The 20139-nt window shown below is 68.3% G+C and carries 20 protein-coding genes; 11 read left to right on the top strand and 9 right to left on the bottom strand.

Annotated elements, in window-relative coordinates:
- Positions 1–240: 240 nt before the first annotated feature.
- Both B7P44_RS24970 and B7P44_RS24965 read left to right on the top strand, forming a co-directional pair.
- The gene (locus B7P44_RS24970) at positions 241–1383 is read left to right on the top strand and encodes a porin (RefSeq protein WP_084908627.1); all 1143 of its coding nucleotides are present in this window, start codon (positions 241–243) and stop codon (positions 1381–1383) included.
- A 572-nt stretch (positions 1384–1955) separates the two neighbouring features.
- On the top strand, positions 1956–2825 hold the full coding sequence (locus tag B7P44_RS24965; RefSeq protein ID WP_231716694.1) for a chitinase: 870 nt from the start codon (positions 1956–1958) through the stop codon (positions 2823–2825).
- Positions 2826–2838: 13 nt separating this feature from the next.
- Here the strand turns inward: B7P44_RS24965 and B7P44_RS24960 are convergent, their stop codons facing one another.
- On the bottom strand, positions 2839–3039 hold the full coding sequence (locus tag B7P44_RS24960) for a hypothetical protein (protein ID WP_084908626.1): 201 nt from the start codon (positions 3037–3039) through the stop codon (positions 2839–2841).
- Positions 3040–3169: 130 nt separating this feature from the next.
- On the opposite strand from B7P44_RS24960, the gene B7P44_RS24955 reads away from it, so the two are divergent.
- Positions 3170–3475 (top strand): DUF4148 domain-containing protein, encoded by a 306-nt coding sequence (locus B7P44_RS24955; protein WP_084908625.1) that lies wholly within the window; start codon positions 3170–3172, stop codon positions 3473–3475.
- 116 nt (positions 3476–3591) lie between these two features.
- Here B7P44_RS24955 and B7P44_RS24950 read toward each other — a convergent pair whose 3' ends face one another.
- Positions 3592–4539: a LysR family transcriptional regulator gene (locus tag B7P44_RS24950; protein WP_084908624.1), complete on the bottom strand. Its 948-nt coding sequence runs from the start codon at positions 4537–4539 to the stop codon at positions 3592–3594.
- A 201-nt stretch (positions 4540–4740) separates the two neighbouring features.
- On the opposite strand from B7P44_RS24950, the gene B7P44_RS24945 reads away from it, so the two are divergent.
- Positions 4741–6924: an FUSC family protein gene (locus B7P44_RS24945; protein ID WP_084908623.1), complete on the top strand. Its 2184-nt coding sequence runs from the start codon at positions 4741–4743 to the stop codon at positions 6922–6924.
- Between the two features lie 130 nt (positions 6925–7054).
- Positions 7055–7267, top strand: coding sequence for a hypothetical protein (locus tag B7P44_RS24940; RefSeq protein WP_084908622.1), 213 nt, complete (start codon positions 7055–7057; stop codon positions 7265–7267).
- 139 nt (positions 7268–7406) lie between these two features.
- Here the strand turns inward: B7P44_RS24940 and B7P44_RS24935 are convergent, their stop codons facing one another.
- Together B7P44_RS24935 and B7P44_RS24930 are read right to left on the bottom strand one after the other, a co-directional pair.
- On the bottom strand, positions 7407–8516 hold the full coding sequence (locus tag B7P44_RS24935) for a DmpA family aminopeptidase (RefSeq protein WP_084908621.1): 1110 nt from the start codon (positions 8514–8516) through the stop codon (positions 7407–7409).
- Between the two features lie 35 nt (positions 8517–8551).
- Entirely contained in the window at positions 8552–9958 is a 1407-nt protein-coding gene (locus B7P44_RS24930) for an APC family permease (RefSeq protein ID WP_084908620.1), read from the bottom strand.
- Between the two features lie 124 nt (positions 9959–10082).
- Between B7P44_RS24930 and B7P44_RS24925 the strand changes: the two genes are divergently transcribed.
- A complete protein-coding gene (locus B7P44_RS24925; RefSeq protein ID WP_084908619.1) occupies positions 10083–10883 on the top strand; it encodes a helix-turn-helix transcriptional regulator in 801 nt (266 codons plus the stop codon).
- 42 nt (positions 10884–10925) lie between these two features.
- On the opposite strand, the gene B7P44_RS24920 is transcribed toward B7P44_RS24925, so the two are convergent.
- Positions 10926–12353, bottom strand: a complete 1428-nt coding sequence (locus tag B7P44_RS24920; RefSeq protein WP_084910010.1) for a cytochrome P450 — start codon at positions 12351–12353, stop codon at positions 10926–10928.
- Positions 12354–12440: 87 nt separating this feature from the next.
- Here B7P44_RS24920 and B7P44_RS24915 point away from each other — a divergent pair, with 87 nt between their 5' ends.
- Positions 12441–13379, top strand: a complete 939-nt coding sequence (locus B7P44_RS24915) for a helix-turn-helix domain-containing protein (RefSeq protein ID WP_084908618.1) — start codon at positions 12441–12443, stop codon at positions 13377–13379.
- A gap of 30 nt (positions 13380–13409) precedes the next feature.
- On the opposite strand, the gene B7P44_RS24910 is transcribed toward B7P44_RS24915, so the two are convergent.
- On the bottom strand, positions 13410–14741 hold the full coding sequence (locus B7P44_RS24910; RefSeq protein WP_084908617.1) for a carotenoid oxygenase family protein: 1332 nt from the start codon (positions 14739–14741) through the stop codon (positions 13410–13412).
- A gap of 4 nt (positions 14742–14745) precedes the next feature.
- On the bottom strand, positions 14746–15375 hold the full coding sequence (locus B7P44_RS24905; RefSeq protein ID WP_084908616.1) for a DUF2239 family protein: 630 nt from the start codon (positions 15373–15375) through the stop codon (positions 14746–14748).
- A gap of 198 nt (positions 15376–15573) precedes the next feature.
- On the opposite strand from B7P44_RS24905, the gene B7P44_RS24900 reads away from it, so the two are divergent.
- The 3 genes from B7P44_RS24900 to B7P44_RS24890 all read left to right on the top strand — a co-directional run bounded on the left by B7P44_RS24900 (position 15574) and on the right by B7P44_RS24890 (position 18543).
- Positions 15574–16473, top strand: a complete 900-nt coding sequence (locus tag B7P44_RS24900; protein ID WP_084908615.1) for a LysR family transcriptional regulator — start codon at positions 15574–15576, stop codon at positions 16471–16473.
- A gap of 149 nt (positions 16474–16622) precedes the next feature.
- Entirely contained in the window at positions 16623–17555 is a 933-nt protein-coding gene (locus tag B7P44_RS24895; RefSeq protein ID WP_084908614.1) for an AEC family transporter, read from the top strand.
- A gap of 55 nt (positions 17556–17610) precedes the next feature.
- A complete protein-coding gene (locus B7P44_RS24890) occupies positions 17611–18543 on the top strand; it encodes a DMT family transporter (RefSeq protein ID WP_084908613.1) in 933 nt (310 codons plus the stop codon).
- A gap of 22 nt (positions 18544–18565) precedes the next feature.
- Here B7P44_RS24890 and B7P44_RS24885 read toward each other — a convergent pair whose 3' ends face one another.
- Together B7P44_RS24885 and B7P44_RS24880 are read right to left on the bottom strand one after the other, a co-directional pair.
- Positions 18566–18937, bottom strand: coding sequence for a DUF4180 domain-containing protein (locus B7P44_RS24885; protein ID WP_084908612.1), 372 nt, complete (start codon positions 18935–18937; stop codon positions 18566–18568).
- A gap of 68 nt (positions 18938–19005) precedes the next feature.
- Positions 19006–19419, bottom strand: coding sequence for a helix-turn-helix domain-containing protein (locus B7P44_RS24880; RefSeq protein ID WP_080431663.1), 414 nt, complete (start codon positions 19417–19419; stop codon positions 19006–19008).
- Positions 19420–19676: 257 nt separating this feature from the next.
- Here B7P44_RS24880 and B7P44_RS24875 point away from each other — a divergent pair, with 257 nt between their 5' ends.
- Positions 19677–20051, top strand: coding sequence for a COG4315 family predicted lipoprotein (locus tag B7P44_RS24875; protein WP_084908611.1), 375 nt, complete (start codon positions 19677–19679; stop codon positions 20049–20051).
- The last annotated feature ends 88 nt before the right edge of the window (positions 20052–20139 follow it).

The raw sequence follows: 20139 nt of genomic DNA, 5'->3' as shown, positions 1-20139 counted from the left end.
CCGGACGCGGCGTGTTGCAACCGCGCGACAAGCGCGCGGCATCGGCCATCGGCCGTCCCGATGCCATCTCGCGGACACGGCCACCCTGCGGGCGCGCAACGCGATACATGGCAGTTTTGTGAAGCACTCTTGCTCGATCTGCAACGGAGCTGTCGCGCCGGACCGTCGAAATCTCCGCGTTGGCGTCCCTATACTTGCGCCGAACTTTTTGTCCGCAGTCCCACACGCAGGAGCCTTTACGTGAAAAAAACCCTTCTCGCCGGCGCAGCCACCGCCGCCCTGTTCGCCCCGCTCGCGCACGCACAGAGCTCGGTCACGCTGTACGGCCTGATCGATGCCGGCATCGCTTACACCAACAATGCCGGCGGCGCCTCGCTGTGGCGCATGACCAGCGGCACGATCAACGGCAGCCGTTTCGGCCTGCGCGGCACCGAGGATCTCGGCGGCGGCCTGAAGGCGCTGTTCGTGCTCGAGAACGGCTTCAACGTCAACAACGGCTCGCTCGGCCAGGACGGCAAGCTGTTCGGCCGTCACGCATACATCGGCCTCAGCGAAAGCGGCTACGGCACGCTCACGCTCGGCCGCCAGTACGACACGATGGTCGACTTCGTCGCGCCGCTGTCGGCCACCTCCGGCGACTTCGGCGACGCGAGCTTCGCGCACCCGTTCGACAACGACAACCTGAACCACTCGCTGCGCATCAACAACGCGGTCAAGTACACGAGCGACACGTACGCGGGCTTCAAGGTCGGCGCGATGTACGCGTTCTCGAACGCGACGAACTTCGGCGCGAACCGTGCGTACAGCGTCGCGGCGAGCTACACCAACGGCCCGCTGAAGCTCGCGGGCGCATACCTGCAGATGAACGGCACGAAGGGTTCGACGAGCGCGAGCCCCGGCGCGACCGACGCCGCCGAAGCGAAGAGCCTGAACCAAGGCGGCTGGTCGATCGGCTCGGACCGCATGCGTTCGTATGGCGGCGGCATCAACTACGCGTTCGGCCCGGCCACCGTCGGCTTCGTGTACACGCGCTCGCAATACGACAACACGGGCTCGTTCGGCTCGACCGGCCAGATCGCGTTCAACAACTACGACGTGAACGTCCGCTATGCGGTGACGCCGGCGTTCAGCCTCGGCGCGGCGTACGTGTACACGGACGCCAGCGTGTCGAACCCGGACAGCAAGCACGGCAACGACCCGAAGTGGCACCAGGTCGACCTGCAGGCCGTCTACAAGCTGTCGCGCCGCACCGACGTCTATGCGGAAGCGATGTACCAGCATGCGTCCGGCCGCGGCTACCAGGCGTTCATCAACGGGTCGGGCGGCGCGTCGAGCACGCCGAACCAGATCGTCGGCACGATCGGCATGCGCACGCGCTTCTGAGCGCCGTCGCGTATCGGCCGCGCGCACCACTGCGCGTCCGATACGCGCGCCGTCCCGAGTTCCTTGCGCTTCGGTGCGAGGGACTCCCGGAGCCCGCCTGCCATGGCGGGCTTTTTTTCGTCGCAGACTCGAGCGGTCGACGGCGCACCGGCAAGTCAGAGAACATTAACCGCCGGCAATGCAATTATCTCTTCCACATTTACAGCAATTCCAATCCAAATCCAGCAACAAAAACATCCTAGAAATATCAAATAAATCACATTAATAATTAAGTAATTAAATTTGTGATTATATTGGCTCTGCATCGCGATTCATTTTCTGAAATGGCATCAGCGCTCGATTGCGAGTTTTTGCAATTCAAGAACGGGCTGCTCGCCAAGCCGCGATGCGCGGTTGCCAGGTCAGCCGATTTTCGTTTCGCTCGCGCAGAGAAATCTCCTGCAAGGCAAAGCACGCGCGAATAAACAATCGGCATTTACGACTAAACAACCGATTCAAAAATTTCTCTCCCAAATTTCAAGAGGGCTATGCTCATGAAAATCAAGACCATCCTCGCGTGCATCCTGGCGGGATTGCTGGGCAGCGTCGGGCAAGCCGGCGCACAGACGGCCGCGCCCGTTCAAGGCGCCGCGCTCGCCGGTTGCCAGTACACGGCATGGACGCGCGGCGTCAACTATCCGCTCGGCGCAATCGTGCTCTATCAAGCCAATGGCCGGTTCTACAAAGTGGTGAACGTCGGCAGCAACGGCAGCGACGGCACCGATCCGACGATCAGCTCCTGGTATTGGGCCCCGACTACGTGCGACGCCGGGTCGCCGCCGCCTGCGGGCGGCGGCAACTTCGTGGTCAGCCGCGCCACCTTCGACCAGATGTTCCCGACGCGCAATGCGTTCTATACCTATGACGGCCTGATCGCGGCGCTGAAGAAGTATCCGGAGTTCGCGACCGAACCCGATCAGGCCGTGGCGAGGCAGGAAGCGGCAGCGTTCCTCGCCAACGTGTCGCATGAAACCAGCGGCCTGGTCTACATTCGGGAAGTCAATCAGGCCAACTGGGACAAGTACTGCTCGACCGGAAACTGCGGCGGCAAGCTGTACTATGGCCGCGGCCCGATGCAGCTGAGCTGGGACTACAACTACAAGACGGCAGGGATCGCATTGGGTCTGGACCTGCTCGGCAATCCGGACTGGGTCGCGACCAATGCGGCGATTGCGTGGGAAACGGCCCTGTGGTTCTGGATGACGCAATCGGGGGCCGGAAGGATGACGCCGCATCAGGCGATGAGCACCGGCCAGGGCTTCGGCGAAACGATCCGTTCGATCAACGGCGCCCTCGAGTGCAACGGCGGCAACGCGGCCGAGCGCCAGGACCGCATCGACACCTACAAGCGCTTCACCGGATTGCTCGGCACCTCGGTGGGCGGCGGCAATATCGGCTGCTGATCCCGCCAGCCGGTCACGTCCGCCGCATGTTCCGGCGATCCGTTCGTGACTGACCGGTCGCATCGGCAACGTTGCCGATGCAACCGGCCGGCGACGGCGAAACAGGCGCGCGCGAGCGTGCCTGTTTCGCCGCATGCGGCACATGAACCGGCGGCGGCAGCGCCCGCCCCGCGTTCGAATCCCCCTGCACGATGCGTTCCTTCGCGCCTTTCAATGTTGCTCGTTCTGGAAGGCAGCCTGTCTGGAATCGGGGTTTTTACGCACATGAGCGCTGCGTAGACTTCAGTCAACGGTTCGGACCACTCGCTAATTGCCGGACCGCATCGAACATCCTGGAGGAAATCGTGAAATCGCTCGTCGTCACCGCAGCCGCCGCAGCCGTCCTGCTTGCCGCGCCCACCCTGTCGTTCGCCCAGTCGGCGAAGTCGCCCGTCACGCGCGCGCAGGTGCTGCAGGAGCTGTACGACCTTGAATCCGTCGGCTACAACCCGTCGCTCGGCGACGCCGGCAACTATCCGGACGACATCATGGCCGCGCAGGAGCGTCTTGCCGCCAAGCGCCTCGCCGAACGCAAGGCCGGCGCGGCCGCATACGGTCCGGCCGGCACGGCGGGCGCGGAATCGGGCGCGGTCGCGAAGCCGGCGCTGTAAGCATCACGCACGTCGCCCCGCATGCGCCGCAGTGCGCATGCGGGGCGAAATGCCCGAACGATGGAAATCGCCAAAGCGCGCGCCTGACGCGCGCACATGCAGCGCAACGCCGCGGATCACGCGGCCTGCTGTTCCCGCCCGAGCGCCGCCAGCATCTCGACGTCGTGCGTGATCATGTCCGGCACCTGGGCGCGCAGCAGCTCGACCCAGGTCCGCACTTTCGCGTCGACGAACCGGCGCGACGGATACAGCGCATAGACGTTCATCTTCTGCAGGATATGGTCCGGCAGCACGCGCACGAGCGTGCCGTCGCGCAGCGCGTCGATCGACGAATACACCGGCAGCATCCCGATGCCGATGCCGTCGCGGATCGCGAGCGCGAGCGATTCGGCCGTGTTGGTCTGCACCGGCCCCGTCACGTGGATCTGCTCGACGCCGCCCGGCCCTTCTAGCAGCCATTCGTGCGTCGGAAACGCGGGCGTGCACAACGTCAGGCATTGGTGTGCGGCAAGATCCTGCGGACGGGCCGGCGCGCCATGCTGGCGCACGTAGTCCGGCGACGCGCACAGGATGCTGAAGGTCGAGCCGAGCAGATGCGACACGAGTTCCGAATCGGGCAGCGACGACGCTGTCACGACCGCCATGTCGCTGGTGCCGTCGAACAGGTCGGGCATCCGCTGCGACAGCGACAGCTCGATCGACACGTCCGGATACTGCGCGTGATAGCGCGTCAGCGCGGGCATGACGTAGTGATGGCCGACGCTCGCGAAGCTGTGCATGCGCAGCACGCCGGCCGGCCGCTCGTGCGCGCAGCTCGCTTCCTCTTCCGCACGATCGACGTCGGCGAGGATCTGCCGGCAGCGCCGCAGATAGCTTTCGCCGGCGGACGTCAGCGCGAGGCGGCGCGTCGAGCGGTTCATCAGGCGGGTGCGCAGCCGCGCCTCGAGCTCCGACACCGCGCGCGACATCGCGCCCGTCGTCGAATTCAGCGATTGCGCGGCGGCGGTGAAGCTGCCCGTCTCGACGACGCGCGTAAACACCCGCATGTTTTGAAGCGTATCCATTCCTGTGAACCACCTGTGTCGGAGCCGCTATTTTCCTCCACGGAATGCGATGCATTGTTACATCGGCTGCAACTATCGTTTCCCCCGGGTTGCGTTAATGCGCGGGCGCCGCGCTCCTACAATCGGCGCCTCACCAGTCGAACGGGCGCGTTCGGCCGAGCTGCGGCAACGCGCCCGGCGAAGTGCGCGTCCCCTCTTGTCATGAAGCCACAACCTGCGATCGAGCCCCCTTCCGCCGGATTCCAACGAGCGGGACGCTGGCTCGATCCGCTCGGCCAGGCGGCGCGCGACTGGGCCGCGAGCGACGGGCTGATCTGGCTGCACCTCGCCAAGACCGTGTTCGCGGCGCTGCTCGCGATGGGCATCGCGATGCGGCTCGAGATGTCGCAGCCGCGCACCGCGATGACGACCGTGTTCGTGCTGATGCAGCCGCTGTCCGGGATGGTGTTCGCGAAGAGTTTCTACCGGGTGCTCGGCACCGCGGCCGGCCTCGTCGCCGCGCTGGCGCTCGGCGGGCTGTTCGCGCAGCAGCCCGAGCTGTACATGGCCGGCATCACGCTGTGGGTCGGCGGCTGCATCGCGCTCGCGGTGCGCAACCGCCACTTCCGCTGGTACGGCTTCGTGCTCGCCGGCTACACGGCCGCGCTGATCGGGCTGCCGTCGGTGATGACGCCGCAGACGCTGTTCCAGTCCGCGCTGACGCGCGCCGCGGAAGTCGCGCTCGGCATCGTCTGTTCCGGCGTCGTCAGCGCGCTGGTCCTGCCGCTCAGCTCGGCGAACGCGCTGATGCGCTCGCTGAGCGCGCGTCACGCGAAGTTCGTCGCGTTCGCGTCCGGCGCGCTCGCGGGCGACATCGAGCGCGGCGGGTTCGAACGCCAGTTCGCCGATTTCGTCGACGAGATCGTCGGCTTCGAGGCGAACCGCGCGTTCGCGTCGTTCGAGGACCCGCACATCCGCGCGCGCAGCCGCCGGCTCGCGCGGCTGAACAGCGAATTCATGAATGCGTGCACGCGGCTCCATGCGCTGCACCAGCTGGTCAAGCGCCTGCGCGAGAGCCAGGCGGACGCGGTGCCCGCGGCGCTCGCACCGCATCTCGACGCACTCGCGCAGCGGCTCGCCGCGCTCGATGGCGAGCTCAAGCGCGGGCCGGCGCGCGCGACCGGCGCGCTGCTCGAGCTGCGCCGCCTCCACACCGCGCTGCCCAAGGCCGCGCGCGCGTCGCGCCGCGACCTCGAGGATCATGCGGCCGGCGGCCTGCTCGATTTCGATACGGCCGTCGAGCTGATGTATCGCTTCGTCGGCGAATTCCTCGGCTACGCGGACACCTATGCGTCGCTCGACGACGACGACCACGCGTTCGAGCGCTCGGTCACCCACTACGCGGTGAAGACCAACACGTTCTTCGTCGGCTTCACGTTCCTGCGCACGGTGGTCGCGGTCGGCGCGATGAGCTGTTTCTGGATCGCGTCGGAATGGCCGAGCGGCGCGCTCGCGGTGATCGGCGCCTCGATCGCGTGCGCGCTCAGCTCGACGTCGCCGCGCGCGCCGAAGTTCGTCGCGCAGATGGGCGCGGGCGCGGCGCTCGCGACGCTCGTCGGCTACCTGTTCCTGTGCTACGTGTATCCGAACATCGACGGCTTTCCGCTGCTGTGCGCGGCGCTCGCGCCGGTGCTCGGCTTCGGCGCGTTCCTTGCGATGCGACCGGGCCTGTCCGGCTACGGGATCGGCTTCGCGGTGTTCTTCTGCCTGCTCGCGGGCCCCGACAACGTGATCGCGTACACGCCCGAGGTGCTGATCAACAACGGCATCGCGCTCGTCGTCGCGATGCTCGCGTGCTCGATCGTGTTCGCAGTCGTGTTCCCCACGCACATGCCGTGGCTGACGGGCCGCATCGCGCACGACCTGCGCCGCCAGGTGACGCTCGCCTGCGAAGGCGCGAGCGACGGCCTCGCGCAGCGCTTCCAGTCGAGCACGCACGACCTGATGGCGCAGCTGCGCACGCTGCTCGTCAGGCGCACGCGCCAGCATCGCGACGCGCTGCGCTGGATGCTGGCGACGCTCGAGGTCGGCCACGCGGTGATCGACCTGCGCGACGAAGTGCAGGCGTTCTCCGCGGCGAAGCCGCCGCAAACGCTGCGCTGGACCGCATCGATCGACGCGGTGCTCGACACGCTGCCGCCGTTCTTCGACGACCCGACGCCGCCCCGCCACGCGCGCACGCTGAAATCGGTGAACCTCGCGATCCGCGCGGCGCAGCACGCGCTGGTCGCGTGGCATGCGGTGCCCGACGAACGGCGCCGGATGCAGCGCATCGTCGGCTGCCTGCACTTCGTGCGCAGCGCGCTGCTCGACAAGGATGCGCCGTTCAACCGGCATCGCCATTGATCGCGTGCGACACGCCATCCTTGTTCGGAATGCAAATAAGCTCTCCTCGCCGGGTGATTAATCTTTAGGCAGGGCGAGCCTATAGTTTGATCACGCCAGCAGGACTGGCAGTCACCCAGGAGAAATTGAAATGAAGCCGCTGCACCTCGCCCTCGTTGCCCTGTCGCTCACCGCCGCCGTCGCGCACGCTCAGCCGGCGCCGGCCGAACAGGCCCAGCAACAGGCGAACCGCGCCGAAGCCGTGCAAGCTGCCGGCCGCGTCGACCATGCGCAATCGAAGAAGGAAGATCCGAACGCCTGTGTCGGCCCGGTCAGCTTCTGCAACATCTACTTCGGCAGCTGAGCATGACGCCGCGTCGCGACGGCCATGCCCGCAGCGCCCTCGCCGGGTGCGCGGGCGTGCGCCCGAACGCCGGATCGCCGCTCCGCATCACCTGCATCACCTGTTCGCGCCGCCTCGCCTGAGCCGGCGCGCATCGCGTTTACGTCCCCCGCCCCGGCCGCCAGCCGACTTCGCGCAACGCATCCAGCAAGCGCGCCCCGCCCAGCCCTTCGACGCGCGCCCCTCTCGCCTCGACGTCGCCGCCCGCGACGAGCGCATTCACGATCGCCTCCTCGACTGCCTCCGCCGCCGCGACGAACAGCGCGGAAATGTGATCGTTGTTGACCATCCGCACGGCGGTCGTCGGCATGCCCTTGCGTCCGTAGTTCGCGGCCGGCAGCCCGTGATTGCCGGTCGCGAACGCGAGAAAGATATCGCCGCTCGAATCCTCGGTGCCGCCGCCGGCACGCGCGAGCCCGACGCTCGCGCGCTGCGCGAGCCGCGTGCACTGGTGCGGCAGCAACGGCGCGTCGGTCGCGAGCGTGACGACGATCGATCCCATCCCCGCCTCGCCGCGCGCGGCCGGCGCGCGAAACGGCGAATGCACGTGCCGCAGCACCTCGCCGACCGGATAGCCGGCCACGCGCAGCATCTCACGGCAGCCGTAGTTCGCCTGCACCAGCGCGCCGACGGTCCAGCCGCCTGAAGCCGCGTCGAGCACCCGCGACGCGGTGCCGATGCCGCCCTTGAACTCGTGGCAGATCATCCCCGTGCCGCCGCCGACGCCGCCTTCCGCGACTGGTCCCGAGCGCGCGGCCGCGAGCGCCTGCCGCACGTGCGCCGCCGTCACGTGCTGCCCCCAGATGTCGTTGAGCAGGCCGTCGTAGGTTTCCATCACGACCGGCATGCACCAGTACACGCGGTCACGCGCGAAGCCGCGTTCGTTCGCGACGAGCGCGTCGCGCACGACGCCGACGCTGTGCGTGTTGGTGGTCGCGATCGGCGTCGTCAGCATGCCGGCTTCGCGAATCCATTCGAGGCCTGTCGCATCGCCGTTGCCGTTCAGCACGTGCAAGCCCGCAAAGCACGGTTCGTCGTGCACGGCGCCGGCGCGCGGCTCGATGATCGTGACGCCGGTGCGGACCGACGCGTCGCCGGCGTCGGCGTTCAGCGTGCAGTGCCCGACCCGGACGCCGACGACGTCGGTAATCGCGTTGAAGCGGCCCGGCGTGCCGAGTCCGATGCGGATGCCGAGATCCCTCGTGCGCATGTTGCCCTTCCTCCCATGGTTGGTTCGATCGTCGGTCAGAGTGCGCGGAACGCGTCGCTGTGGCGCGCCCACATCGCATACATCGCGAGCGCGGCGACGAACAGCCCCGCGATGATGATCAGGTCGGCCGGCTTCGCCGACGTCGCCAGGGTCGTATAGAGCGTGTACACGGCGCCCGCCACCGCGACGAGCGGCGTCACCGGCCAGAACGGCATCCGGTAATGATGCTCCACGTCGCGGCGCACGAAGCGGCTCGCGAGCGCGGCGAGGCCAACGACGAGATAGACGAGCAGCAGCAGGTCGACCGTGAACGCGGTCAGCTCGTCGAGGCTCGACACGAACACGAGGCCCGCCGACGGCACCGCAAGCGCGAGCGTCGCGAGCCATGGCGACTCGAGGCGCGGATGGATCGCCGAGAACGCGCGATTGCAGCCGCGCGACCAGAGCGCGTGACGGCCGCTGCTGTACAGCAGGCGCCCCATCGTGATCACGATCGCGATGATCGCGTTGAACACCGACAGGAAGATGCCGCCGCTGACGACGCGCGACACGGCCGGATTGCTGAGCGCGCTCACGACGTAGCCGATCGGATCCGCGCTTTTCGACAGTTCGGTCAGCGACGGCGCGCCCAGCACGATCGCGGCCAGCGGCACCAGCTCGACGACGAGGATCACGATCAGCGAATAGAGGACCGCCTTCGCGACGTTGCGGTTGCCCCCGCGCAGGTCTTCCGCGAGGAACACCGCCGAGCCGAAGCCGTTGTAGCAGAAGATCGCGGTGCCGATCGCCGGCACGATCGCAGCCGCCGTGGCGGGCGTCAATACGCCGCCGCTCGCGACGACCGGATGGATCAGCGCGTCGGCGCCGCGATGCGGCGCGCCGAAGCCGAGCCCCGCGATCAGCATCAGCACGCCGATTTCGACGACCAGGAACGCGCCGGTGATCCACGCGTTGGTCTTGATGTTGAGCATGCCGAGCACGTAGCCGAGCAGCACGATCGTCAGCGCGACCGACTGGTTGCCGAAGCGCGTGCCGAGCGCAGTGTTCAGGTATGGTGCGGCGCCGCTCGCGAGCACGGCCGGAATGAACACGCTGACGGACAGCACCGCGATGAAGGTCAGGTAGCCGGGCAGCGTGCCGAACACGCGCTTGGCCATCACGTATTCGCCGCCGGCGCTGCGATGCGCGGCGCTCAGTTCCGCATAGCAGAGCGCGAACGCGAACGCGAGCACGCCGCCGAGCACGAACGACAGCACCGCGCCGCTGCCGGCCTGCTGAATCGCGAACGGTGCGATCACGAAGATCGAGCTCGCGGGCGTCACGCCCGACACGGTGATCATCACCGCGTCGCGCACGCTGAGCGTCTGCGCGAGCGCGCGCGGCGCATCGCTGGTTGCGGGCGCCGCTTGCAGCGTGCCCGTCGTATCCGACATCATCGCCATCTTGCTCTCCTGTGCTGCGTTTTTTTGAACGCCCATACTCGGGGCCACCTGATTGCGTGGCAGTCTAGGAAGCCAATTTCAAGACTGCTATTCCCCCTTCGTGTTACGCCCTTCCGGTGGTGGTATGGATCGTCTCTTTTCGGAAATCGCGATGCACCAGGCGCTCGGTCGCGCGATCGACCATCTCGGCCAGCCGCGCTTCTGGCGTTTCCTGGTGCTGCTGCTCAACGAGATGGCGCCGTTCGACAACGCGCTCGCGACCGCGATCGGCCGTGACGGCGTGCCGGTCGTGCTCGACGAATACGACACCGGCGGGACGGACAAGCCGTCGCCGGTGCCGCTTTACCTCAACGGGTTATATCTGCTCGATCCGTTTCTGCAGGCCGCGCACGACGGGCTCGGCGACGGGTGCTATCGGCTCGAGGAAGTGGCGCCGGACCTGTTCCGGCAGAGCGAGTATTTCCTGAGTTATTTCCGCGATGCGGTCGGGGAGGACGAGATCCAGATTCTGGTGCGCGCGCAGCCGGACCTGCTGCTGTCGTTGTCGCTCGGAGGGGCAAGCCGTTTCGACGTCGAGCCGCTCGGCAAGCTGACGGCCGCGATGCCGTGGGTGCTCGCGACGATCCGCCAGCACTGGAAGCTGGTCGGCGACGCCGCGCGCGCGGCGCCCGACGGCGATCTCGGCGCGCGCGTCGAGCAGGCGCTCGCGCGGTTCGGGGCGGGTCTTCTGACGGAGCGCGAAATGGCGATCGCGCGGATGGTGCTGCGCGGCAACTCGTCGAAGGCGATCGCCGAACGGCTCGCGATCTCGCCGGAAACCGTGAAGGTGCATCGGCGGCATCTGTACGCGAAACTCGGGATTTCGTCGCAGCCGGAACTGTTTTCGCGGTTCATTCAGGCGTTGGGGGAGCGGGACTCGCCGTGACGGACTGTCCTGCGGCGTCGACAAACCCGCGCGCCTGCCCGATCAGTCCGCCCCCGGGTCGATCGCCGCGATCCCAAGCTGCAACGGCCGGTCCGGCCGCAGCGTCACGTTCAGCACGGGCCGCGGCGCGGTCATCCCCGCCGGCACCGACAGTTCGAAACGCTGCAACAGCATCGCGGCGATCACGATCATCTCGGTCGTCGCCAGATGCTGCCCGAGACAGACCCGCGGCCCGGTGCCGAACGGCATGTACGCGCCGCGCGGCACGGCCGGCGCATCCTCGGCGAAGCGCTCCGGCCGGAATGCGTCCGGCTCGGGGAACCATCTCGGGTCGTCATGCATGAGCTGCAGCGGCAGCATGAACAGCGTCCGCGCGGGCAACTGCCACCCGCCCAACGCGATCGGCCGCAACGCGCGACGGCTGATCAGGATCGGCGCCGCCGGATACAGGCGCAGCGTCTCTTCGAGCGTCTGCGCCAGATAGCGCAGCAACGGCCGCTTCTCCGCCGTCGGCGCGCGGCCGCCCAGCACGCGCGCGACTTCCTCCCGCGCCACGGCCTGGGCCGCCGGATTCGACGCCATGCACCAGGCCCACCACGTCAGCGTCGCCGCCGTCGTTTCGTGTCCGGCGAGGAATGCCGTCATGCATTCGTCGCGCACCGCCCGCAACGGCCAGCTGCGCGCGTTCGCCCGGTGCAGGCGCAACAGCCGGGACAGCAGGTCGTCCGGCCACGCGCTGTCCGGCACGTCGAGACGCGCGTGCAGCTGCCGATCGATCAGGTCGTTCAGCACCGCCGAGGCCCGTGCCTTGCGCCGCTTCCACGGCATCCAGTCCGGCGCGCTCCACGGCTGGTAGAACTCGGCGTTGGCCGCTGCGCTCACGGTGCGCACGGCGGCCTCGGCCTCGCGTGTGTCGTCGCCGATCACGTCGGAGAACATCGTGCGCACGATCACGTCCATCGCCAGCGACGTCAGCGCGCTTTCGATCGGCCAGCGTGGATCGTGCGCGGGCCACTGCGCGAGCGCATGACCGGCCGTCCCCGCGATCGTCGGGACGAAGCCCTGGACCGCCTTCGGCATGAAGCTCGGCTGCAACGCCTGCCGCTTGTCGCGCCATGCGTCGCCCTCGGCGATCAGCACGCTGTGTCCGTGGACCTGCCCGAATACGCGCGTGCCGCGCTCCCATCTCACCAGCGCGTCGTGGTGCGTGACCAGCAATTCGCGGACGAGCTGCGGGTCGGTGACCACGACCGCATGCTCGGGCCACATGCGCAGGTGAACGACGTCGCCGTAGGTCTGCCGCCATCCGGCCAGCGTGCCGAGCAGGTCGCGCGACATGGCGCGCAACAGCCCCCAACCGGTCAGGCCGGCGCGCGGCCCCGGCGGCCACACGCCGGGCGGGTGAAGCGCGGGCGCGGGCGACGGCGCTTCCGCGTGGAACGGGCATTGGGTATGGGATCGTGTGTTCATGCGGCGCATTGTCCGCGCGCACCGATTGGCGGTCTTGAACGCAAACGACATCGACACGCGGGTTGCGCCTCCCTATACTGCCCCGTCATGTCCTGCGCCCCGCTACCGACCTTGACGCCGTGCCCCGATCCGTTCGCGCGCGCGCCCCGTGCGTTGAGCGGCGGCCGGCCGCCTCACGGCCGGCTGTATCCCGCGCCGCTTGCGTTGCAAGGCGCGGTCGTTGCGATCATCTGCCGCGACACGCGCGGCTTCGCGCTGAGCGACGCGCAAAACCTGACCCACTTCGCGGCTTCGCCGTTCGTGTGCCTGTCGTGGTATCGCGACTTCGGCGTGGGGCTCGTCGAGCAGACGGCGGACGGCCCGCGCTGGGAGCCGTTCGGCGCCACCGTGATGCTTTCCGGCAGCCAGTCGCGGCCGCTGACGAGCTGGGCGCCGACGACCGGACGCGGCGGCATCGCGTGTTTCACCGCCGATGCCGCGCGCGCGCTGTTCGGCGTCGCGCTGCCCGCGATCCACGACCGCTTTGTCGATGCGCGCGAACTGCTCGGCGACGACTGGCGGCCGCTCTGCGATGCGCTGTCCGGCGCCGACGACGACGCGGCCACGCTGGCCGCGCTGGAGCGCCATCTCGCGCCGCGCTGGCGCGCGCATCGGGGCGAGGGTTCAGGCCTGTCGTCGCTGCGCGACGCAGGCCGGCACTGGGTCGGCCGCCTCGCATGGCAGGCGCGCGAATGGCGGCGCACGCAAAGTCCGCGTCAGGTCGAGCGCCGCATCAAGTCCTACAGCGGGCGATCGCTGCGCGAGTGGCAGGCGCTCGTCAGGACCGAAGGCCTGTTCTTCGCGGCGCGCGAGCGCTACGAGACCGGGCATCCGTTCGACTGGGCGACGCTGGCGCTCGACGAGGGATTCGCCGATCAGGCCCATCTGAGCCGGACGTCCAAGCGCATCACCGGATTCTCGCCGAGCGAGTTCGCGCAACGCTTCGCCGACGACGAGTCGTTCTGGCTGTATCGGCTGTGGGTTTGACGGGCGCGACCCGCACGGCCTGTCCGCGGGTCAGCGCGTGCCGGGCACCCACGCGCCATGAAATCCCGCCGGCACGCGCCTCGGCAGATGGACGGTCGCAACCGGCCCGCGCTCGATGCGGCGCGCGTCGAGAATGACGAGGTCGCTGGTATCGGTCGCGCGACGGTACACCCATGCGAGCACCCAACCGTCGTCCTCGGCGGACGACCCGGCGCGGGACACGAACACCGGCTCGCTGTTCTGGTCGCCCTCGGGCACGTCGTAACGTGCGACCGTTCCTTGCTCGAGGTCGTAGCGGACGATGCCGCGAAGTTCCGCATTGGTCGGCTGTTCGACCGCATAGAAGAACCGGTACGCGCCGCCCGTCCGGTCTTCGTTGATGCGCGGCAATTCAATGCCCGCTTCCCCAATCCGCGTCTCGGCGACCGTTCCTCGATCGAGGTCGATCACGTAGCGCCACAGCACGCCCAGCGGGTTGTCCTCGAACGCGCCGGGATGCTTGCCGACCCGCAGGAACCACGGGTATCGCACCGCATCGAGCACGATCGTCGCATCGTCGCTGTCGTACGCGTTCACGACGTGCTGGATGAAGCACGGCGCGATGTCGAACCAGCGCACCACGCCGCCGTGACGCGGGATCACGCCGAGGCGCGCCCGGCGCTCGTCGTGCCAACGCAGCGGCATCCGGTGTCCTTGCGACAGCATCGAGAAGTCGTAGCCGACGTTGAGGTCGAGCAGGATGCTGTGGGTCGCGGTGATCGCCATGTCGTGCATCATCGACGGCGCCGGCACGTCGATCTCGACGTCGACGGTCTGCCGCCCCTGTGCATCATGGACGCCGTAACGCAGCCACGGCGCCTCCCAGTGCGCGCGAAACGTCATCAGTTCGCCGGTGCGCGGATCGACCTTCGGATGCGCGGTCATGCCGCCCGCCAGCCCCGCATGCCGCGTCGGCACGCCGAACGCGTCGAGATCGCCGCCGATCGCCAGCGGCATGCCGCCTTCGGCCAGCGCCAACAGTTCCCCCGCGTGCCGCAGCACGTTCACGTTCGGATTGGTGTCGGGCAGCGATGCCGCCCGCTCCGGCGCGAACACGTCCGCCCAGCGCCGCGTGCGGGCCCACCGGTTGCGGTAGCCGGTCACGCGGCCGCCGTCGAACGACAGCGCATGCAGCATCGCGGATTCCGGCCACCACGACAGCACGTCGTTGCCGGTGAATCGGCCGCGCAGCGGATTCGGGCCGTTGCGCAGCAGGGTCCCGTCGAGGTCGCACGGGATGCTTCCGGTGATGCGCAGGTCATGAAGATCGACTTCATCCGCGACCGGCGCCACCGCGCCGCCATTCAGATCGAACGTCGTCATGTCGTCAGGGCTCCAGCGGTTGATCGTCGGCCGCGCCCGGCGGAATCTTGCCGAGCGCGAGTGCGAGCGCGTGATCGCGCACGTCGCCGGGCCAGGCCGCGATCAGCTCGCCCATCCGGGCGTGATCGTTCGCGTACAGCGCGCGCGCCGCCTCCTCGAAGCCGGCCAGATCGCCCCCGATCGCCGACATGAAGTGATAGGCCCGATCCTTCGCCACGCGGCTGCGGTCTTCCGTTGCCCGCGCGCGCCGGGCTTCGTCGACGAGCTTGCGCAACACGACCGACGCGCCGCCGGGCTGCGCGCCCAGCCAGTCCCAATGGCGCGGCAGCAGCGTGACCTCGCGCGACACCACGCCGAGCTTCGGGCGGCCCCGGCCGCGCGGCTCGTCCACGCGGGCCTCCGCGTCCGTCGGCGCTGGCGCGTGTTCTCGCGGTGGTTCGAAGCGCGCGCGGATCTCATCGTCCGAGCCGCGCGTATCGATGTCGATCGAACGGCCGGTCGCGTCGTCGAAGATCAGCACCGTGGCGGCGGGACCCGCATCGTTCGCCCGTCTGACCGTGAGCGCGACCGTAGCAAGCGGACCCGTGGCGAGCCGCCGATAGCCTTCAAAAGCCGTGTACGAACCGGAATGCATGCTGCTCCTCCTATCCATCGTGAAGTTGAACGGCTCAATTTATACCCGGGTGTAAATCGGGTGTCAATATTACCCGGGTATAAATTTGAAACCGTGTCAGCGCGTCGGTTGCCCGATTGACGGCGCGCGGGCATGATGAGCGCGAGCCGGCACGCTGCCGCCCCTTTTTTCTGTCCGGCTGCCCACGTCAGCATGTCCATGTCACTACGCGCATTCAGAACGCTGGTGGCGATCGCCCGCTACCGGACCTTCGCCCGGGCCGGCGAAGCCATCGGGCTCACGCAGTCGGCGGTGAGCCTGCAGATCAAGACGCTCGAAAGCGAATTCAACGTCCAGTTGTTCGACCGGTCGCGCAGGCAGCCCACGCTGACCGAGGCGGGCCGCATCCTGGTCGCGCAGGCCGAGCAGATCCTCGCGATGGTCGACCGGATTCCCGACGCGCTCAGCGACGAAAAGAAGCTGGTCGGCCGCCTGCGGATCGGCGCGATCCAGACCACGCTGGCCGGCCCGTTGCCCGACGCGCTGCTCGCGCTGCGTCACGCGCATCCGTCGCTGCGCGTGCACGTGTCCGCCGGGATGTCGGCGGAGCTCGCGCAGCGCGTCGCCGCCGGCGAGCTCGATGCGGCGATCACGACGCGCCCCGTCAAACCCCATCCGGCCGAACTGACCTGGACCCCGCTCTACGAGGATCGCTTCTGGCTGCTCGCCCCGCCGCACTGCACGGAGCGGGACGCGGGCGCGCTGCTCGAAGCGCTGCCGTTCATCCGCTTCGATGCGCAGGCGTGGGCGGGCCGCATGATTGCCGCGGAGCTGCGCCGGCTCGGCGTGCGGGTGCGCGAGGAAATGGTCCTGGACAGCACGGAGACGATCGTCCGCATGGTCGCGAGCGGCCTGGGCGCCGCGATCGTCGCGCTCTCCGACGCGACGCTGGCGCGCCTGCCCGCGGTGACCCGCTTGCCGTTCGGCGAGCCGCAAATGGCGCGCGCCGTCGTGCTGCTCGAGCATCAGTCGCGCCCGGCGGAGCGCTTCGCCCGCGCGCTGGCCGCGGAAGTCACCGCGTCATCCATGAGCATTTCTCATTGGACGGACGATAATTAACAATTATTCCTGTTGCCTGCGCGTGTTAACTTGGCGGCGTCGCCACTCGCTCGAACGCTCGTCGCCATGCCGCACGCCGGACGGATTCCCGTATTGCCCCATCGCCCGGCCGCATCGCCGGCGCGCGTGATGCGTGCGCGAGCGCAGCGATGATCGGGGCCGTCCTGCTCGCGCTGGCGCCGGTCGCACTGCTGGTCGCGCTCGGCCACGGGCTCAAGCGCACCGGCTTCGTGGCCGACGCGTTCTGGCCGTCCGCCGAGCGCCTGTGCTATTACGTGCTGTTGCCCGCGCTGTTCGCACACGGGCTCGCGAACGCCCGACTGCAATCGCTCGCCGTGGCGCCGCTCGCGCTCGCGCTGGTCGGCTCGACGGTGGCCGTCGCGGCGACGCTGTTGCTGATCCGCCCGTTCGTGCGCGTGGACGGCGCCGGCTTCACGTCGGTATTCCAGGGCGCGGTGCGCTTCAACAACTACGTCGGCGCATCGCTGGCCGCGGGCCTGTTCGGCGCCCAGGGCATTGCGCTGGCCGCCGTGTGCGTCGCCGCGATCGTCCCGACCGTCAACCTGATGTGCGTGCTGGTGTTCGCGCGCTACGGATCGACGCGCCTGGGTGTCGCCGCGCTCGTGCGCCAGATCGTGTCGAATCCGCTGGTGGTGGCCTGCGCAATCGGGATCGCGATGCAGGCCAGCGGCGCGACGTTCCCGCCCGCGATCGAACCGGCCGTGCGCGCGCTCGGCGCCGCGTCGATGCCGCTCGGCCTGCTGTGCGTGGGCGCGGCCTTGACGTTCGACGCCGCGCGCGCGTGGATGCAACCGGTCTGCGTTGCGTCGGCGTTCAAGTTCGTCGCGATGCCGCTGCTCACGCTCGTCGCGGGGCGCGCGCTCGGGCTCGGCGACGCGGCCCTCACGGTGGCGCTGCTGTTCCAGGCGCTGCCGACGTCGTCGGCGTCGTACCTGATGGCGCGCCAGCTCGGCGGCGACGCGCCGCTGATGGCCGGCATCACCGCATTCCAGACGCTGTTCGCGACGATCGCGATGCCGGCCGTGCTGACCACGCTCGTCGCGGCGTCGGCGCTTCGATGATGCCGTCGGCGCGATCCGTTGCCCACACGACTTTCCATCCCACCCTGTCGAAAACATGAACGCACCCGCCACACCGGTCGCCGCAGCCAAAGCGCTGTCGCCCAACGGGATCTACGTCAAGCTCACCCTGGTCGCACTGTTCTGGGGCGGCACCTTCATCGCGGGCCGCGTGCTCGCCGCGTCGCTGCCCGCGACGACAGCCGCGACCGGACGATTCGCGATCGCGGCGCTGTTGCTGGCGGGTCTGACGTGGAAAGTCGAAGGACGCCTGCCGAGATTGAACGGCCGGCAGCTTCTGGCGACCTTCGGGCTCGGCGTGACGGGCATCTTCCTCTACAACCTGTGTTTCTTTGCCGCGCTGGCGCGCATGCCGGCGGGACGCACCGCGCTGTTCGTCGCGCTGAATCCGGTCGCGACGGCGCTCCTGCTGTCGGTCGGGTTCCGCGAGCGGCTTACGCCGGCCCGCTGGGCGGGCATCGCGCTGGCGCTGTTCGGTGCGCTGGTCGTGATCAGCCGCGGGCAGCTCATGCTGGTCCTCACCGACCTGCACAGCACGTTCGGCGCCGGGGAACGCTACATGCTGTGCGCGGTTGCCAGCTGGGCTGCGTATACCGTCATCGGCCGCTACGCGCTCGACGGGCTGTCACCGCTCGTGTCGACCACTTATGCGACGCTCTGGGGACTCGCATTGCTGCTCGGCGCGAGCCTGCTGGATACGCACGCGGGCGCGACCGCCCCGCTCACCTGGCAAGCGGTCGGCGCGATGGCGTATCTCGGCGCGGTCGGCACCGTCGTCGCGTTCGTCTGGTACTCGCAGGGCATCCGCGCACTGGGCCCGGCCCGCACCGCGGTGTTCACCAATCTCGTGCCGGTGTTCGGAGTGCTGCTGTCCGTGGTCCTGCTCGGCGAATCGCTGACGCAGTCGATGCTCGTCGGCGGCGTGCTCGTGATCGCCGGCGTCACGCTGACGAATCGCGTCGGCCGCTGATGCGCGGCGCGGGTCGAACGCGTCACGCCCCGGCCGCGAGCTTCTGTTCCAGTGCGGACACATGCGGAACGAACAGCACCGTGCGGCCGCGATTGCTTTCGTGGACGTACGCGCGCAGCGCCTGACTGCGCGCCAGCCAACCGTCGATGTCGCCGACGATTGCAAGGCCGATGCCGTAGTTCGTGAACTTCTGCGCGATGTTGCCTAGCAGGCGGGTTTCGAGCCGAAACAGGTCGTCGTGCATGGCCGCGACCGGTACCGCGACCCAACCCGCTTCGTGCGACCACGCGTCGCCGATCAACGTGATCGCATCCGCTTCGCCCGCGAGCACCGTGTCGCGGTCCGCGCACACCAGCACGCATTGATCGCCGAGCTTGAGCACGTTCGAGGACATCGCCGTTTCTCCCTGTTCCGTTGACAGAATCGGGCCTCGCGCCCGGGTGGTTTCCGACGACCTGCCGCTCATCCGCGAAACGACTGCAGCAAGGTGTCCAGCGTCTGAAGCAGCGCAGCGGTATCGCCGAGCGACGCGATGACGACGACCCGGATCCGGCTTCGCTCCGGATCGAAGATCGTTTCGAGATGCACGGCGCTGTCGCGCGCCGTCGGGGTGTTCAGCACGGCCTGCAAGCTCCTTGCCACGTACTGATGCAGTTCGGCGCGGGCGTCGGGCACGTCGACGACGGTAGTGACGCGAACGGGTTCCGGTTCGACTGCGTCCCCGGTGACGGCGGCAAGGTCCGCGTGCCGGATCCGATAGGCCTTCCCGACGCGGCTCGCGTTCAGCTTCCCGTCCCGGATGAAGCGAAGAATGGTCTTCGGATGAAGACGGAGTTTTTGCGCCGCCTCGTCGACCGTGTAAAAAACGTCCTGCATGCCGGTTGGCCCTCGAGTTTATTCCCTATTACTCCGTATTTTAATATTTATGAAGATCAATTGGGAACATTTATCGGCGTGCAAGCTCACGTCCGTGCGAAAAAGCGCCTATCGTGAATGAAGCGCCCCCGCGGTCCGCCACCCGATCCGCTGCCGATCGCGTCGCCCGCCGCGGGCTTTCCGCATCGCGATCCCGGACCGCGCAGCCGCCACGCGCGAGCGATCGCGACCGCCCACCGGACAACAAGGAGGCAATCATGATCAAGCAAGCCGCGCTTCTCGCCAGTTCCGCCCTGCTCGCCGTTGTATCGGCGCCGGCGTTTGCGCAGGGCGCCATCACAAGCGTCGAAAACGGCGCGCTCGTCGCCGCGAACGGGATGACCCTCTACAACTTCGACAAGGACAAGCCCAATGCCAGCGCGTGCACCGGCCAATGCGAGTCCTTCTGGCCGCCGTACAAGGCGAGCGCGACCGACATGCCCGTCGGCCCATATACGATCGTCAAGCGCGACGACGGCAGCCCGCAATGGGCCTACAAGGGCAAGCCGCTGTATTTCTTCTCGAAGGACATGAAACAGGGCGAGCGCAACGGCGACAACTTCAACAAGATGTGGCACGTCGTCGCGCCGTAGGCACGCACACCGCCGGGCTGCGCCACGCATGACGCTCGCTGCCGCGCACCGGCAGCACCTGACGCGCCCGGCATGCGCGGACCGTCCA

This window comes from Burkholderia ubonensis subsp. mesacidophila (assembly GCF_002097715.1).
GTDB classification, from domain to species: Bacteria; Pseudomonadota; Gammaproteobacteria; order Burkholderiales; family Burkholderiaceae; genus Burkholderia; species Burkholderia mesacidophila.
This window is presented reverse-complemented; position numbering and strand designations above follow the sequence as displayed.

Excerpts from the sequence above, each read along its gene's own strand:
- B7P44_RS24940 (WP_084908622.1), top strand. The coding sequence starts at position 7,055 with ATGAAGCCGCTGCACCTCGCCCTCGTTGCCCTGTCGCTCACCGCCGCC.
- B7P44_RS24880 (WP_080431663.1), bottom strand. The coding sequence starts at position 19,419 with ATGCAGGACGTTTTTTACACGGTCGACGAGGCGGCGCAAAAACTCCGT.
- B7P44_RS24890 (WP_084908613.1), top strand. The coding sequence starts at position 17,611 with ATGAACGCACCCGCCACACCGGTCGCCGCAGCCAAAGCGCTGTCGCCC.
- B7P44_RS24915 (WP_084908618.1), top strand. The coding sequence starts at position 12,441 with ATGTCCTGCGCCCCGCTACCGACCTTGACGCCGTGCCCCGATCCGTTC.
- B7P44_RS24920 (WP_084910010.1), bottom strand. The coding sequence starts at position 12,353 with ATGAACACACGATCCCATACCCAATGCCCGTTCCACGCGGAAGCGCCG.
- B7P44_RS24925 (WP_084908619.1), top strand. The coding sequence starts at position 10,083 with ATGGATCGTCTCTTTTCGGAAATCGCGATGCACCAGGCGCTCGGTCGC.
- B7P44_RS24945 (WP_084908623.1), top strand. The coding sequence starts at position 4,741 with ATGAAGCCACAACCTGCGATCGAGCCCCCTTCCGCCGGATTCCAACGA.
- B7P44_RS24875 (WP_084908611.1), top strand. The coding sequence starts at position 19,677 with ATGATCAAGCAAGCCGCGCTTCTCGCCAGTTCCGCCCTGCTCGCCGTT.
- B7P44_RS24935 (WP_084908621.1), bottom strand. The coding sequence starts at position 8,516 with ATGCGCACGAGGGATCTCGGCATCCGCATCGGACTCGGCACGCCGGGC.
- B7P44_RS24895 (WP_084908614.1), top strand. The coding sequence starts at position 16,623 with ATGATCGGGGCCGTCCTGCTCGCGCTGGCGCCGGTCGCACTGCTGGTC.
- B7P44_RS24910 (WP_084908617.1), bottom strand. The coding sequence starts at position 14,741 with ATGACGACGTTCGATCTGAATGGCGGCGCGGTGGCGCCGGTCGCGGAT.
- B7P44_RS24930 (WP_084908620.1), bottom strand. The coding sequence starts at position 9,958 with ATGGCGATGATGTCGGATACGACGGGCACGCTGCAAGCGGCGCCCGCA.
- B7P44_RS24885 (WP_084908612.1), bottom strand. The coding sequence starts at position 18,937 with ATGTCCTCGAACGTGCTCAAGCTCGGCGATCAATGCGTGCTGGTGTGC.
- B7P44_RS24905 (WP_084908616.1), bottom strand. The coding sequence starts at position 15,375 with ATGCATTCCGGTTCGTACACGGCTTTTGAAGGCTATCGGCGGCTCGCC.
- B7P44_RS24950 (WP_084908624.1), bottom strand. The coding sequence starts at position 4,539 with ATGGATACGCTTCAAAACATGCGGGTGTTTACGCGCGTCGTCGAGACG.
- B7P44_RS24900 (WP_084908615.1), top strand. The coding sequence starts at position 15,574 with ATGTCACTACGCGCATTCAGAACGCTGGTGGCGATCGCCCGCTACCGG.